The 15,687-nt window shown below is 72.3% G+C and carries 10 protein-coding genes; 3 read left to right on the top strand and 7 right to left on the bottom strand.

Translation table 11 applies throughout. The annotated features are described in order from the left end of the window. The first annotated feature begins 369 nt into the window (after positions 1–369). Complete coding sequence (locus GQS09_RS04040; RefSeq protein ID WP_165984578.1) at positions 370–2,865, top strand: class I SAM-dependent DNA methyltransferase; 2,496 nt, start codon at positions 370–372, stop codon at positions 2,863–2,865. On the opposite strand, the gene GQS09_RS04035 is transcribed toward GQS09_RS04040, so the two are convergent. From GQS09_RS04035 to GQS09_RS04015, 5 genes are all read right to left on the bottom strand, one after another. Next, positions 2,798–4,081, bottom strand: a complete 1,284-nt coding sequence (locus GQS09_RS04035; protein ID WP_165984577.1) for a TIGR02679 family protein — start codon at positions 4,079–4,081, stop codon at positions 2,798–2,800. The genes GQS09_RS04040 and GQS09_RS04035 overlap by 68 nt on opposite strands. Then, complete coding sequence (locus tag GQS09_RS04030) at positions 4,078–8,238, bottom strand: TIGR02680 family protein (protein ID WP_165984576.1); 4,161 nt, start codon at positions 8,236–8,238, stop codon at positions 4,078–4,080. Before GQS09_RS04030 ends, GQS09_RS04035 begins: the two co-directional genes overlap by 4 nt. After that, entirely contained in the window at positions 8,235–9,587 is a 1,353-nt protein-coding gene (locus tag GQS09_RS04025; protein ID WP_165984575.1) for a TIGR02678 family protein, read from the bottom strand. Before GQS09_RS04025 ends, GQS09_RS04030 begins: the two co-directional genes overlap by 4 nt. Beyond that, positions 9,584–11,107: a TIGR02677 family protein gene (locus GQS09_RS04020; protein WP_207957435.1), complete on the bottom strand. Its 1,524-nt coding sequence runs from the start codon at positions 11,105–11,107 to the stop codon at positions 9,584–9,586. The genes GQS09_RS04025 and GQS09_RS04020 overlap by 4 nt, the downstream gene beginning before the upstream one ends. 311 nt (positions 11,108–11,418) lie before the next feature. After that, complete coding sequence (locus GQS09_RS04015) at positions 11,419–12,051, bottom strand: TetR/AcrR family transcriptional regulator (RefSeq protein WP_313895981.1); 633 nt, start codon at positions 12,049–12,051, stop codon at positions 11,419–11,421. A 103-nt stretch (positions 12,052–12,154) separates the two neighbouring features. On the opposite strand from GQS09_RS04015, the gene GQS09_RS04010 reads away from it, so the two are divergent. Further along, complete coding sequence (locus GQS09_RS04010; protein WP_165984573.1) at positions 12,155–12,781, top strand: hypothetical protein; 627 nt, start codon at positions 12,155–12,157, stop codon at positions 12,779–12,781. A 292-nt stretch (positions 12,782–13,073) separates the two neighbouring features. Here the strand turns inward: GQS09_RS04010 and GQS09_RS04005 are convergent, their stop codons facing one another. After that, complete coding sequence (locus GQS09_RS04005; protein ID WP_165984572.1) at positions 13,074–14,300, bottom strand: damage-control phosphatase ARMT1 family protein; 1,227 nt, start codon at positions 14,298–14,300, stop codon at positions 13,074–13,076. 691 nt (positions 14,301–14,991) lie between these two features. Between GQS09_RS04005 and GQS09_RS04000 the strand changes: the two genes are divergently transcribed. Continuing rightward, positions 14,992–15,138, top strand: a complete 147-nt coding sequence (locus GQS09_RS04000) for a hypothetical protein (RefSeq protein ID WP_165984571.1) — start codon at positions 14,992–14,994, stop codon at positions 15,136–15,138. A 123-nt stretch (positions 15,139–15,261) separates the two neighbouring features. Here the strand turns inward: GQS09_RS04000 and GQS09_RS03995 are convergent. Next, on the bottom strand, positions 15,262–15,687 hold a 426-nt coding region (locus tag GQS09_RS03995), incomplete at its 5' end, for a lasso peptide biosynthesis B2 protein (RefSeq protein WP_165984570.1).

Genomic DNA, 15,687 nt, shown 5'->3' with positions numbered 1-15,687 from the left:
CTGTCCGAAACTCCCGCACCGACCACACGTGGGCATACTGGCTTGCGATCATGGGCTTGATCTCTGTGGTGGTTGCCCTCTGTGCCGGAATCCTGGCGTCCGCTGCCGGCGTCGGGAGGGCCGAGGCTGCCATGGCGGGCGGCGGCGCGTTCGCCACCTCGCTCCTCCTGTGCCTGGCGGTACCGCCCGCGATTCGTGCCATGAAGGGCCCCCGATAGCCGGAGCCCGGCTCTGCGGGAGCATGTTTCCCGCGTCCCTCCAGGTTGCGGCGGGCGGCCACGGCAGCCAGCCGCGTCCGAAGCGATTCCTGCCGGGCACCTCCTTCCCCGTAGGGTTCCTGGAGCAGTCCCGGAATGGAGGGAGTCACCCATGGCCAAGCTCACGCTTGCGCAGTTGGAGCGGCATCTGCTGTCCGCCGCAGACATCCTCCGGGGCACGATGGATGTCACCGAGTACCGGGACCACCTCTTCGCCCTGCTGTTCCTCAAGTGGGTCAATGATGAGTTCGAGGCGGCCCGCGAGCAGATTGCACAGGACGCGGCCTCCGGCCCGAAGCCGAGCGGCGAGAGGGTGGAGGATCTCCTGGAGCAAGAGGCAGAGTACCGAAGCCGCGGTGTGCTCTTCGTGCCCGGCCCCGCACGCTGGAGCCGGATCGCCTTCGGCACCCACCACATCGCCGACAAGGTTCTGCGTCCGGCCTTTCATGCCCTGGAGGACCGGCACAGGGAGCTGACCGGCCTCTCTGACCACCCGGACTTCACCCGTATCGGCGGGACCGGTACCGGAGACAGCCGCGCTCGCCGCACGGATCAGCGGCTCAGGCAGCTTATCCAGCACTTCGACCGAATCAGGCTGCGGACCGCGGACTTCGAGTTCCCCGATCTCCCCGGCGTCGCCTTCGAGCACCTGATCCGTCACTTCGCAGAGACGTCCGGCTCCCGAGGTGGCGAGTTCTACACCCCGCGAGAGGTAGTCCGCCTGATGGTGGAACTGCTCCGGCCCCGACCGGGGATGAGGATCTACGACCCGTGCGTGGGCTCGGGCGGCGTGCTGGTCCACGTCAAGGAGTACGTGAAGGAGTATGGCGGCAACACCACAGACCTGTTCCTGGCGGGCGAGGACGTCAACAGCAGCTCTCGGTTCACCGCCATGATCAATCTGCTGCTGCATGGAGTGCAGGACTTCGAACTGCTGACCGGGGACGCGCTCGGCCGCCCGGCGCACCTGCCACAGACCGACCGGGACCGATTCGACGGCGTCCTGAGCAAGCCGCCGTTCTCGGTGGACTACGTGCTGGAAGACTTCCTGGCGGCCGGCGCCGAACGGGCGGCATACGGCGTCACGAAGGGAAGCGGCAGGGCCGACCTGATGTTCCTCCAGCACATGCTGGCGACGGCGAAGCAGGAAGGCGACGGCGGCACCGTTATCGCCGTCATGCCGCACGGCGTGCTCTTCCGGGGCGGCAGCGAGCAGGAGATCCGCACTAACCTGCTGAACGCCGACGTCATCGAAGCGGTCATCGGGCTGGCGTCCAACCTCTTTCCCAGCACCGGAATCCCGGCGTGCCTGCTCGTGCTTCGCCCGCCGGGAAAGAAGCCTCCGGCGCGAGCCGGCCGGGTGCTGTTCATCAACGCCGAACGCGAATACCGAGCCGAACGGGCGCGGAACACGCTGCTGCCCGAGCACATCGAGAAGATCACCGCCACTTTCCACCGGTATCAGCAGGTGCCCGGTTTCTCCCGGATCGTCGGCCGTGATGAGCTGCGGGCGAACGGAGACAACCTCAACATCCGCCGCTATGTGGATACCGCTCCGCCGCCGGAGCCGCAGCACGTGCGGGCCTACCTGGGGGGCGGCATGCCAAGGGCGGAGATTGATGCGAAACGGGACCTGCTGGATGCGTGCGGAGTGCGCGTCACGGACCTGTTCGCCGAACGTAACCCGGTGGACCCCGGATACCTCGACTTCCTGCCCAAGCCCGAGCGGCCGGACGCGGACCGGCTGGCCGAGCTGGTGCGCCCGAGAGAGGAAGAGCTCTGGGCGGCACTCCGGCAGTGGTGGGAGACGGAGGCCGTGCACCGCCTGGAAGCGGAGGCGGGGCAACGAAGGGCCGCGCCGATGTCTGTTCGAAGCGCATTGATCACGTCGTTCACAGATCGGCTCGGGCGGGTAGGTCTGCTGGACGGCTTTGCGTTGGCTGGTGCCCTGGCCGGCTGGTGGCACGATGGGAAATACGAGTTTCTGACTTTGTCACAGCACGGGTTCGCCGGAGTACTGGACGGGTGGGTCCAGCAGATTGAGGCCCAGCTCCGGCCGGAACAGCAGCCCGGTGCCGGACGGACCCGCAGCCGCACCGCCGCGGAGCGGCGGCAGGCATATGCCCATAAAGTGGTTGCCGCGATCGCCTCCTCATTTCTCGACGAACTGAGAGAGGCGGATTCCCGCAAAGGAGAGCTCGATGCGCGCTGGTCCGAGCTCAACGCGGGGACGGAGGAGCACGAGGAGGACACCCCGCCGGACGGCGATCCTGCCGTAGTAGCGGCATTGTCCCGCGTAAAGCGGGACCGCATGCGTGTCTCGAGGGCGATCCGACATCTGGAGACGGGGTTTCTGGACGGTCTGTTCGCTACGCGGGCGGAGTTGAGCGACCAGCCCGGAGCGGAGCGCCGGGTGGTGCTGGACGTGCTCCACGAGGATCTTGTGAGGAAACTCGACGTCCATGTGGCACGCCGCCGTCGGGAGCTGATCGAGGCATACCGCCGGTGGGAGGACGAATACGCCGTTTCCCTGCGGGACATCAGGGCCGAGCGGGCGGAGGCGGCGCGGAGCCTGGAGGTCTTGCTGGGCCGTCTCGGCTATCGGTGAGGTCCTCGAGGAGGCGGGGGAGGACGGCTTCTTCGGGGATGGCGGTGGCGTGGTGGCGGAGGGCAGGGGCCAGGGCCGGGTCCCAGGGGGCGTCGGTGATGCGGCCGGGGGAGGGGCCGGCGGGGGTGGTGCGCAGGGCGTCGAGGTAGTCGGCGGTGGTCATCCGCCAGGGCCGGGCCGGGGTTCTGGCGAAGATGTGGGCGGCGATACGGAGGCCCTCGCCGTCGAAGTCGCCGTGATAGCGCAGCGGTGAGCCGGCTTCGGCCAGCAGGCGCAGCAGCAGCATGACGGCACCGCCGGGCCAGCCGGAGGTGCAGACCAGGGGCGGGCAGCCGGGGCCGAAGCGGTGCAGGGCGGCGGCAAGCACGCTGGGGTTCTCGGTGATGTGGACGGGCACGGGCGGCGGCGTGAAGGCGCCCGGTGAGCGGAGCTGGGTCAGGGTGAGCGAGACGGCCTGGCCGGCGCCGGCGCAGGTGCGGGCGAGGGAGGCGAGGAGACCGTCACCGGCGGGGCGGAGTCCCGCGGCCAGCACGGTGGAGGAGAGTCCGTCGTCGGTGACACCGGCGAGGTTCCACAGGTGGCGGCGGGCCGCGGCGTCGGTGGGCGGGTCGGTGGCGTGCAGTGCGGCCAGGGCGCGCAGCACGAGCGTGGACAGCCGTGTTCCGTCGTCCAGGGCGTGGGGGTCGCCGCGCAGCAGGCGGGTGGCGAAGACGGGGAGGGGCTCGCCCTGGGCGGGCAGGGCGGCCAGGACCGTGAGCGCGTCGGTGAGGAGCGCGCGGGTGACGGTGGTGGAACCGGCGGCGAGGCCGGTCGAGCGGGTGTGCCCGACCCAGTCGAGGAGGGCGGGCTGGGCCGTCACCACGGGATGGGTCTCCAGCCAGGACCAGAGGGCGGTCCGTTCGGATTCCGCGCGGCGCCGGTCCGCGGCGCGGTCGGTGAGCGGGCCGACGACGGCGGCGGCGACCTCCCTGGTGGTGAGTCCGTACGCCTCGGACAGGGCGCTGTCCAGGCGGGCGAGAGGCACGGTCGGGCGGGGGCCGGGGAGGCGGGCCAGGCCCAGGAGGTCTGCCAGGGCGTTGCGTTCCTCGTCGTCCAGGGGGCCGGGGCGGAGCCGGGTGACGGGGTGGCCGGAGCTGAGGCGGTGGTGTGCGGTCTGCCAGAGTTTGCGGAGTTCCGGGCGGTCCAGGGCCGTGAGGGGGGTGGGGCGGTCGGTCATGGTGCGGTGTTCTCGGGGTGGAGCCGAGTGCCGGTCCAGGTGAAGCGGGCGCTGGTGACCGCGTCGTCCCCGCCGCTGCCCGCGTCCTCGGTGATCAGCTGATGGATGGCGATGCCGGGCAGTTCCCGGTAGGTGCACCACTCGTGGTCGGAGGTGAGGGCCAGGTCCAGGTCGAGAGCGCTCAGCAGGGCGAAGACCTGTCCCCGGTTGGCGCTGTCCACGCCGACGAAGACTTCGTCGAGGAGGATCAGGCGCGGGGCCCGCGGCACGGCCTCGTAATAGGCCGCCACGGCCGCGAAGAGCGGAAGGTGCAGAGCAATGGCCTTCTCGCCGCCGGAGAGCGCACCGTGCAGCTTGCGGGTCAGTGGCTGCCAGCCGTGCTCGTCGTCCCGGTGCAGCCGGACGGTGAACCGGTGCCAGCGTGTGTAGTCGAGAACCTCGGCGAGCTGGTCCTCCCAGCCGGTCGCCGTATCGCGGGCCCTGGCCTCGTCGATCCGGGCGCGGAAGAAGTCGTGCAGAGCCCGGTGGTCCGTCTCGGTGAGGTGCCGGGGATCCTTGAGCAGCAGGTCGCGGGCGGTCCGGGTGCCCGGCGGAAGCTCGGGGTCCACGTCCCAGTCCAGGCGCACCGCGACGTTGGAGGCGGTACGCACCTCGTCCAGGTGCTTGTTCATCCGGTCCACCAGGGCGTTGGCCTGGCGGATGCGGTCCGCGAGGTGACGCCGGGTGTCACCGGTCAGCGTCCGGTCGAAGAGATCGCGCTCGGCCGCGGTGATGTCTTCCGCGCTCCGGTCCCGGTCGGCGATGAGCGTCGTGAGGAGCTGCGCGGCGCCCACCCGGATGCCGTCGAGCGTGGCGGTGAAGATCTGGACGTCCTCATCGGCCTCCAGGTCGAGGTCGGCCCGTTCTCCGAGGTCCTGGCGGGAGCTGTGGACCGCGTCGGCGAGCCGGGTGTAGGCATCCCCCAGGTTGTGGGGTGCGTGCGGCAGGGACGGCCAGCGCGCGGCCACGGTGCGGGACGCCTCCAGGGTGGCGCGGGTGCCGTCCTGCGCGCTGAGGGACAGCGGCAGTCCGGCGTCCTCGGCCAGGCCGAGCCCGCACAGGTGGCGGAACCGGGCCGCCGCGGTGTTCCGTTCCCCGACGGCTTCTTCGCGTCGGCGGACCTCGGCGGTCATGGAGGCTCTCAGGGTCGCGATGCGGTCGGCCAGGCGGAGCAGTCCGGCGTCCAGGGCGGCGGCCTCCTTCCGTGTGCGGTCCCGCTCCCGGCGCAGATCGCCGATGCGGCGGGCGGTTTCCCGGTAGTCCTCCCCGATGGCGCTCTCCACGGCCGCTCGCCGGGCGGCGAGTGCCGTGGCCTCGGCCCGTGCCCGGTCGGCGTCACCGGCGGAGTCCCCGGCGGTGCGCGCGGACCTCTCGGCCTGTTCACGCGCCACGGCGGCGGCCCGCCGGGCGGCGGTCCACCGGGTGCGGGCGTGCAACCAGGCGCCGACGGTGTCCTGGAAAGTGGTGACGGCCTGCAGCACGGCGTCCAGCCCTCGGGGCTCGGCGGGCAGGCCCTGCTCGGCCGCGAGCGCGGTCAGGGCACGCAGGGTCTGCCGGACATCGCTCTCGCATCGGTCGAGCCGGGTGACGGCGGCCCGCACCGCGTCCTCGCGGGCCGCCGTCCGTGCCTCGGCACGTTCCAGGACCTGCCGGGCGCTGTCCAGCGGCTCGTGCGAGGGGCGGCTGCGCAGCTCCAGGTCGAGCCGTCGGCGGCGCTCGTCCAGCGTGTGCAGCCGGTCGTCGAGGGCGGCGACTGCGGCGGTGGCCTCCTCGAGTTCGCGGGTGAGTTCGTCGATGCGACGGAGCCGGGCCCGCTCCCGGGCGGCGGCGCCGATATGGGCGGATTCCGCCTTGGCCCAGCTTCCGGTGAACCCGGCCAGCCGCCAGTGCCCGTCGGCGGAGACGGCGGCGACAGGTGCCGCGGGCAGGGTGGGGGCGGGCAGGGTGGGCCCGTACGCGATACCGGAGAGGATGCGCCGGATCCGTTCGACGGGGACGGGGGATTCCGGCTCCGGCCGGAGGATGTCCAGCAGTGAGGGGCCGTGCACGGGGTGCGCGAGATCCGCCTCCGCGAAGGTGTCGTGGCCGGACACCCGGAAGCCGGTGTGCGGGCCGACCCAGGCGTCCAGCAGGCCCGCTGCTTCCAGGGCTGCTTCCACCCCTGCCTGCACCGCGGCGGGCACGTCGTCACAGAAGGAGACCAGCCGCCACAGCGGGGCGCCCTCCCTCGCGGTGCGGTCCGCGGTCCGGGTGTGCGGGGCCCGGGGCGGCAGGTCGGCCGCCTCCGCCAGGTGGTCCAGCTCGGCGGTCAGCCCGCCGCGCCGCTCGGCCGCAGCGGTACGGGCCGCGGCCACGGTGGTGCGTTCTTCGGTGATCCGGCGGTCGGCGTCCCGTGCGGCGGGTTCGACGATCGCCTGCACCGCGTCTCGCGAAGCGGCCCGGTCGGAGAGAGCGGCGGGGTCGGTGATGCGGAGCTCGGTGCACCGGCCGGCCCACTGACGCAGTTCGCCCGCCAGGGTATCAAGAGCCTGCTCATGGGCACGCGCCGCTGCGGCCTGGGAGGTCACGGCCTCCGCAAGCTGCGCCCGGTGCTCCTCCAGCGCGGTCTCGGCGGCGGTGCGGGCGTCGACCGCCCGCTCGTGCCGCTCTCCGGCGCGGCGGACCCGGGCGACCTGGTCCCGGCGGCTGTTCACCGCGCCGTGCAGAAGCTGCCGGGCGGCCTGTTCCGGCCGCTCCTCTTCGGAGCCGCCGGCGCCGCGGGTGGGATCGACGGCGACACCGAGCAACCGGTCCAGTTCTTCGGCAACGGACTCCATGGCGGCCGGCCGGGCCGCCAGGCGGACCTCCGCACGGGCCTGGTCGTGCTGGCGGCCGGCATGGCCGGCCCGCTCGGCTGCTTCCGTCCGCCGCTGTGCGTCCTGCTCGGCGACGGCCGCCAGGGAGTCCGCACGGTCCCGGGCCGCCCCGGCCGCGCGCTCGGCGCGATCGGCCCGGCGCCGCAGATCGTCGAGTTCGCTGCCGCGCCGGTAGATCTCGCTGTCCAGCAGGCCGTCGATGGCCGCTTCCAGCTCCAGGCCCCGGGCGTTCGCCCGGTCCCGGTCCTGCCCGGCTTCGGCACGCTCGGCAAGAACGGATTCGAGCTTCTGCTCGCTCTCCCGCGCCTCCCGGGTGACGTTGTCCAGGTCCGTCGTGGCGGAGATCAGCCGGCCTGCCGCGGCCCGCAGAACGCGCTGGACATAGGTGCGCTGGCGGGCGGCGAGGGTCTCCGCGGCGGCCACTTCCTGGTCCAGCTTGCGCAGCCGTTCCCGCTGACGGTCAAGCCGTTCGAAGCCTTCGGCGAGTTCGCCGATCTCGGCCTCGCCCAGCGGCGGAAGTGCCCTGGAGAGGAGGGTGGAGAGCAGGGCCGGGTCAAGGCGCTGGGACAGTTTGGGTGTGCGGAGCTGGAGAAGGGCGGTCAGCAGGGCGTCATAGCGCTGCTCGGTCATGCCGGGGAAGAGTGTGTGGCGGACGGCGGCGCGGTATTCGGCGGCGGACGGGAAGAGTGCGCCCCGGCCCTCGGAGAGCGCGTCTCGCAGCTCGCGGCGGGAGACAGGCCGGCCGCCGGCGTCGACCAGGTGCAGGCTCCCCGGCCCGTCCGGCTGTTCTGGGGCCGCGCAGTGGCTGATGCGCCGGCCGGTGGTGAAGAAGTCCGCGGTGACGGAGGTGGTGTGGACCGTGGCCTGGAGCCGGGCGCCGCAGCAGAACCACTGGGAGTGTCCGGCCTCCCCGCGGGTGAACTCCAGCCACACATAGCCGACACGTGTGCGGCCGGAGGCGCCTTCCCCCATGAGGTTCCAGTGCATCGTCCGTTCGGAGCCGCCGAAGGTGGACAGCCGGTTCGGGCGGAGACTGGCGTCCAGCAGGAACGGCAGCAGGAGTTCGAGTGCCTTGGACTTGCCGGTGCCGTTGGGGCCACGCAGCAGCAGGCGGCCCTGGTGAAAGGTGAAGACCTCGTCGTAGTAGCGCCAGACATTGAGGATGCCGGCCCTGGTCGGCCGCCAGCGGTCCGCTCCGGGTACGTGGCCGTGCGGGCCGGCCGCCGCGTTCCGGGTCCGGTCGGCGAGCTTGATGACCGTCACCCCAGTGCCTCCTTGTCGCGGGCTTCCTCGTGTGCTTCGTCGTGGGCTTCGCCGGCGTCCCGGTGCCCGTGGTCCGGTTCCCGTTGCCCCTGGCCCGGTGCCCGTTCCGGTGCCGGCCGGTCATCGGGGCCGGATATGGTCACGCGGTACCGGGCTGCGGCGGGCAGCGTCGTGATCCGGTCCGCCGTGCGGCGTGCCAGCCCGAAGCTGCACAGCACGTCCACGGCATCGGCCGCCAGACGGGGGCCGCCGCCCTCGGACCGGTACCCCGCGGCCCAGCGGGGATGCCGGCCCAGCAGACGCTCGGCCTCGGCGGCAAGCTGTTCCGGCATGGCGCCGCCCGGTGACTGGAGCAGGAAGTCCAGCAGGAGCAGCGCGGCCGTCTTCGCCGTTCCTGAGCCATCGGGAAATGCGGAGTCGGTGGCGATCCCGTCCGGATCGGCGAGCAGGATGCCCTCGGCCCGTTCCTCCAGCACGAAGCCGGCCTGGGCGGCAGCACGCCGCACAATCTGGCGCCCGGTGGGGGAGAGGAGGTAGGCCGCCTCGTCGGGGGAGAGGTCCTCGCGGTGGAGTACCGGGTCGTCGAACAGCCTGCGCAGCACCGAGTGGCGCAGTCGCAGGTTGCGCTGGGTTTCGGATATCAAGCCCGCCGGGGCCGTGTCGCCGGTCTCGCCGTAACGGCGTTCCCGCATCAGGCCGTCCAGCAGCTCGTCGAACCGTACGGGGATGCCGGCCGGCGGCAGAGCGAGCCGCGAAGGGGCTTCGGGGGCGGCGATCAGCCGCATGAGAAGCGTGGTGTCCACCCGGTAGAGGACCTTTGCTTCCGCCGATTCGGTATAGCTGTCGGTGGTGCCGTCCACGGCGCGGAGCGCACCGAGGGTTTCCAGCAGCCGGAGCACGTCGACGAAGGCCATCCGCTCGGCCCGGGAGGCGGTGTCGAACAGCGGGACTGCCTTGTCCTCGGCGGTGGCGCGCACCACCCGCTCGGCGAGCAGGCCGATGGTGGTGACCGGCACGGACAGCAGTTCCGCTGCAGCCACGCACAGCAGCGTGTAGCGGCGTCGGTCGAACGGGGCCCGGCCGGCACGTGCCCGCCGGGCCGGTCGGGAGGCGTCCGCCGTCTGCCGGACTTTGAACAGCCGGGCATATCCGAGCCGGGGTTCGACGGCAAGGGTCCAGCCGACGTGGTAGTCGAACCACTGGACGAGCGGGTCCCGGCGGCGCCGGACCAGTTCGAAGGGCTCGGGATCGTGCCGTCTGGTCAGCAGTGGCCGGGCGAGCAGCAGGCGGATGGCCCGGGAGATCTCATCCCGCTCGGCGACCACAAGCTGATTGGCGAGATTACTCATCCGCCGGCCCCTCCGTCCCCGGCGGGGTGCGCGGCGGTGCCGGCCACACGCACTTCGACGAGATAGTCCGGGCCCGTGAGCCGCCCGCGCCCGGTGCGGAGCACTGCCGGTGCGGAGGTATCCGGGGGCGGCCGGAGCAGGATGTCCACCTTGCCGTCGCCGGTGGTCGCGCGCCGGATGCCGGTCTGGTCGGGCCGGGCCGCAAGGGCCCGGCCGAGCAGGTCGAGCAGCCGCTCGAAGACCGTGTGGTCCAGCTCGCCGAAGCGGGACAGAGGAATGGGGACATCCGTGCCGAGCAGGCTCCACGCGGCCTCCAGCTCGGCACGCTCCTGGCGGGCCCGGGCGGCGCGGCGGGCCCGCAGTGCGTCCACCGGGCGGACGTTGCCGGTACGGCCGGCCTGCTGTGTCCGGCCCGAGGTGCGCAGCAGGGCGGATACGTCCACCGGAGGCGCGTCGGCCCACGAGGTGGCGGACGGAGTGAGTTCCGGGTCGGACTGGTGCAGGTGGGCATGGCGGGATGAGGCAAGCCCGAAGGCCAGGTGCCACAGCCGGTGCAGATCCTCCTCTCCGGGCGCCAGGGCGAACCACCGGGCCAGCTCGCGGAAATCCTGGGCTGCGCTGGAGGACCGGCGACGGGCCTCGTGAATGCGGTCCAGCGCCTGAAGCAGGGTGATGATCGCCCGGCGGGCGACATCATGCAGTTGCTCGACCCGGGCGGGCACACCCTCGGGCGGCAGGAACCATGCCCGCAGGCCGTCCCAGCGGGCACGGCGGTGCGCCAGCCACGCGGGTACGGGATCACCGCCGGGCACCGGGGGGAGCTCGGCACCGGCCAGCGCCCGCTCATGCAGCAGGCTCACGCCGTTCTTCTCGACCTGGGCGGCGGCCGTGGCGATGGCGCGTGCCCTCTGGTCGATATTGGTCAGGAACTCCTGAAGGTACGCCACGGTCGCGGACTTGACCTCCCGGAACGTGCCGGTGTCCGCGCTTTCGGCGCGCAGCAGGCGCTGCAGTTCGCTGTTGAAGGTTCTGGTGTTGTCCAGCAGGGCTTCCAGATGGCCCTCAAGTTCCTGAAGCGTGGTGTAGATCCGCCGGTCCGCGGACCCGGGGGTCTCCAGCAGTACACAGAGCTCGGCGAGCCGGTCCGCGATGGCATCCAGCACGGCCGTCTGGAGAGCACCGGTGGACGCCAGAGCCTCCAGGGCGTGCTGCACACCGGCGATCGCGGCCTCGCCCTGCCGGGTGAGGGAGTACTGAAGATTGCGCCGCTCGTATTCGTCGGCGGTGCGGTAGTTCTCGGCGTGGTTCTGGACCACGTCGAGCAGGTTCCACTGGCGGAGCTGCTTCAGTGCCCTGATCAGCTCCTCGTCGGTCAGAGGAGCCAGCCAGCCGCCCGCACGGAGCCGCGCCCGGACATCGTCCAGCCCGAGCGTGGTCTCCAGCCGTTCGTTGGCGGCGGCGAAGGCGTCGAGTATCGCCTGGTACAGATCCGCCCACTCACCCCATGTGAACCGGAACATCTCCGGCGGAATCCTGCGCACCGCCACCCCTCCTCCCCGCCGGCTCCGATCCGGCCCGGCTGGGCACCCCACTCTAGGCGCGTTTGTGACACCGTGGCCCTGAAGCAGGCATATCCGGCACACGCGGCCGGGGCCGTGCCCGCCGTCGGTTGCCACTGGGGCGCCCCTGGAAGAGAGGAATCCGGGCCATCGTTCCCTCTGGAGCTGGATGAATCCGCGGACCCGCGCCGGGAAGTCCGCCTTCGTTGCCCATGCCGGTCTTCCCCTTGATGTCGTCGTAGTCACCGGTGAGGACGGTGGCCTTCCGGCACTCAACGTGGTTGAAGTCCGTCGAGCAGTGCGGCGAGCCCGCGGCGGAATTCGGTCTCCGGAGTGCTGCTCCGGGCAGCGCCGGCGATCTCGATCAGCCGGGGGTAGCGCTCGGTGGGAAGCGAGCGGAACCGGTCGATTGTCGCATCGGCGTCGCCGTCGCGGCTGCTCAGCGGGCTGGCCAGCTCGGTCAGAGCGAAGGCCGTCGCCAGCGTGGTGACGGAGCGGAAGGCCGCCAGCAGCTCCTCACCACGCAGACCCGCGCGGGCGAGTGCGGCGAGCAGGGCCTCGGCGATGTCAAGGAACGTCGCCGAGTGGCTGCGCCGGGCCAGCACGAGTGGAATGACGTTGGGGTGCAGGCGGACGGCACACCAGACCTCCTCGGCGATGTGGTGGACATCGGTGCGCCAGTCGGGCGAAGGGGAACGGGGAACGGTGATGTCCCGCAGTACGCCGTCGACCACGAGGGCGTCCAGCGCTCCCCGATCGTCGACGTAGTTGTAGAGGGTCATCGGTCCGGTGCCCAGCCGGGAAGCGACAGCGCGCATGGTGAGACCGGCAAGGCCGTGCTCGTCGACGACCGCGATGGCCGCGTCCTCCACCTCGGTCCCGGTGAACCTCGCCCGCCGTCCCACCGCTTGACTCCCCGTCTGCTCAGTCCTACGCTCTACCGCATTAAGGTACAACTGTACGTAAAAATAGGTGGGCCCCGGCCATCCCCAGGCGGAGGGTACAGCGATGAATCTGGTCGAAATCACTCACCCTGCCGGAGCCCTGGATGCCGCGGCGCAGGCAGAGATCGCGCGGCAGATCACGACCGGACTGCTGGGTGCGGAGCAGATCCCGCCCGAGACCCTGCGGCGGGCGCGCCGGATGGTGCATGTGCTGTTCCGCGAGGCGAAGGGCTGGACCACGGGAGATGGTCCGTGGCCCGATCAGGCGCCGCCGCCGTACATCGTCACCATCACGGTGCCCGAGGCGTGGCGGGCGGAGATGTCGCGACACGGCATCGGCGTGGTACGGGCCGCGCTCCAGCGACAGGACAGCCGCAGCGGAATCTCCCGCGAGGGCGGCGATGTGTGGATCAACGTCGTCGGCATCGCCGACGGCAGCATCGGCCTGAACGGCAGGGCGGCCACCGCCACGGGCGTGGTGAACTACATGACCGAGGAGTACCGGTCCGGCACCCCTGAGGAGAGTGACCTCCCCGAAGGCGTCGTCCTCGACCCCATCTGCGGTATGCAGGTCCGGCTCGGCCCGAAGGCGATCACCCTGGAGCACGACGGCACCACCGTCGGCTTCTGCGCCATCGCCTGCCGCGACGCCTACGCACAGAACCGGGGGCTGGCCGCCGACGCGTCCTGAGTGAGGATCGCAGCCGGAATCTCCGGCGCGCATGCAGGTTTCCCGCCTGCCCGCACCCCGCGGGCGGGCAGCGGAGTTCCTGCGAACCCGGGCGGGAGCACCGTCGCAGACGGCGGCACGCCCCCGCCCGGTCCGTCGGCGGACAGGCTCGGTCGCATCGGCATGAGGGCAGCCTGCCGTGGCGCCGGAGCGCTGCCGCACCGGGCTGGTGACCGCGGCCGGCCAGGAGCCCGGCGTTCCGCACCGGAACCCGCGGGGCCACGGACGGCGGGTGCGGTGCGGGACGCCGTGGTTACGGGCGGAGCTGGATGAGGGCGTGGGTGCCGGTGGTGCGCCAGGGGCGGCCGCCGGACTCCAGGCGGGACACGGTGGCGGGGCTCAGGCCGGTGATGACGTCGGACTTGACGGTCCGCAGGGCCGCGACGGCGGTGGGGAACCAGGCGGTGCGGTCGGTGAAGGAGGAGGTGGCCGGCCAGAGCCGGTCCTCCACCAGCCGCCGGTAGTTGAGGTCGCCCTTGAGGAGCGCGAGGTCGCAGGCGGCCACGTCCTGCCGCAGGTCCTCGGGCATTTCGCGGAAGGGGAGGGGTGCGCAGAAGAAGCCGTGTGCGCGGATGTCGAGCCTCCCGGCGCCCATGTCGTTCCAGAGCCGCCGGCCGATGGCACCGGCCGGGCCGGTGGCCCGGAGAAGCCGGCGCAGGCAGGCGAGAACGTCGGCGAGGGTGGCGTCCGAGATGTAGTAGGGGTACGGCTTGACGTGCAGCACGACGCGTCCGGCGAGTCCGCGGCGGAGCAGGTGGTCGATCAGGACCAGGTCGGGCAGGAGTTCTCCTCCGGCGTTGTCCGCGAAGACGGCGAGCGTGGCGGGCGCGGTGCGGCCGAGGAGGGACCACAGGGCGGCGCTGTCGTCGGCGACGAGCCGGCCGGAGCGGGCGGGGGAGGGGTCTTCGGCGGTGAGCCGGAAGCTGAGGTCCGCGCGGTTGCCCCAGAGCGAGGCGTGCAGAAGGGCCTGGCCGGTCACATCCGGGGGGAGGCTGTCGAGGCGGTCGAGGGCGGCCAGTTCCCCGGCGACGCCGTCGCTGTCGAGCTCGGCCTGCTTGACGGGGGCGAAGGGGTCGACGCCCTGCCAGGGGCCGGGCTCGAAGTAGCCGACGGCCTGGAGCAGCTTGCGGTAGAAGAAGCTCTCCGCCCACAGGAAGGGAACGTCGGTCCAGCGGCGCCCGATGTGGTCCCGGCCCCAGGCCGCCCACTGGCCGGAGTCGTGCGCGGACTCCGGCAGCGGGCGGATCGTGCCGAGGGTGATCTCCTCCAGCAGCGCGTCCAGGCCGCGCCGCTGTGCGGGGGTGTAGGGGTGGGCGTCGCGGACCTGTCCGATCAGGGCCGGGTGCCGCTTCTCCAGCACACCCCAGGGGAAGCTGCCCGGGACATTGCTGAGGATCAGCGGCGCGGGCCCGCCGCCGTCCGGCTGCTCGGCGGTGCCGGCCCGGCGCCCGTCGGCGCTGTGGGGTGTCTCCGCGGTCACCGGTGATCCCGCCTTTCCGTATGCGCGCGCATCGTTCGGCGATGGCGTGTGCCTGGTCGGTCTTCCGTCTGCCGGACCGGTTCCCCCGGCAGGTGCCGCTGAACCGCTGAACCGCTGAGCCGGGAACCGCTGAGCCGGCGGACCCGGCGGACCGGCGGACTTCGGATCTTCTCAGAACGCGGCCGGTCCCCCTGCGGCGGGCCCCGCTCCGTGCGGGGGAGGAGGCGGGCGTGCCGTGGCCCCGGGGCTCCCGGATTTTTTTCCGGCGGGGATTGCGGGCGCCTGCCGCGCAATTTCCCGCGAGCGCACCGGTGACGGGCGGATGCGGCATCGAATCGAGGGCGGGCCGGGCGGACGCGGAGGGGAGGCGGCGGGCCCCGCGGAGGCGTGGTGCCGTCCGGCGGCCGGGGGTGCGGTGACGTCCGTGGCCTGAGCTGCCGGTTCCGCCGGCTCATGGACTGCTCCCGCGGATTGCGCATTCCGGGGCCGTATAGGCGCCCGGTTGATTTCAATTCGAAGAGGCAAGTCTTTGGAAATGGTGAACGAGCTGCTCCGGGACGCGGTTGCGGGCCATCAAGTTCGTTGCCCACCTGCGGAAACGGGGGCACAATGGCGGCAATTCCCGTTTCCTCGAATTCCGTTGGGGTTGTCATGTCACCGGGTTCGAGCGGCAGCCGGAGAGGAGGTTCTCGTGATCTGCCAGCTGCGGGTGTCCGTCCACGGCACCAAGCGCGTGCGGTGGAGCCATGTCCGCACGGTCGTCATCGTGCTGGTCGTGCTGGTCGTCCTGGGCGTCCAGGACGTTCTGGCCGTCCTGGGCGCGGGCCGGATCGGCTGACCGTCCGGCGGTGGAGCCGGCACCAGGGGGCCTTGGCGCGGCGCGGCGGGGCCCCTGCCGGTCTGCCGGGGCGGGCGCGAGGGCGGAGCGGGCGCGGGGACGGGGACGGGGACGGGGGCGGGGTCAGAGGGTGAGGACGGTGTGCAGGGGGCCGTTTCCGGGGGCGCCGGTTCCGTCGTCCGGGTGGTGCACGGGGACCCGGCCGGCCTCGATCCAGGCGTGGAAGCGCAGTGCGTCGCCCGTGCCGCCGAGGCACCAGGCGGCACTGCGGCCGGTCAGCGCCAGTGCCAGGACGGCGCCGAGGGAGAGCTCCAGGCACGCCGCGCGTCCCGGGTGGCGCCGGGCCGCCCGCCGCACCGTCCGCAGGGCCCGTTCCGCCTGGGCCGGGGTGGCCGGGCTCCGGCACAGCAGCCGCCTGGCCACGGTGACGCCCCGCACCGTCACCCGGAACGGAAGCCGCAGCAGGCACAGGGCGAGCAGGAAGCCGCCCAGTCCGGCCAGCCGGTCCCGGCGGCGGAGCGGCAGCGGCCCGCCGGGCGCGGCGGGCCC

The sequence above is a fragment of the Streptomyces sp. YIM 98790 genome, assembly GCF_011421595.1.
In the GTDB taxonomy this organism is placed as follows: Bacteria; Actinomycetota; Actinomycetes; order Streptomycetales; family Streptomycetaceae; genus Streptomyces.
This window is presented reverse-complemented; position numbering and strand designations above follow the sequence as displayed.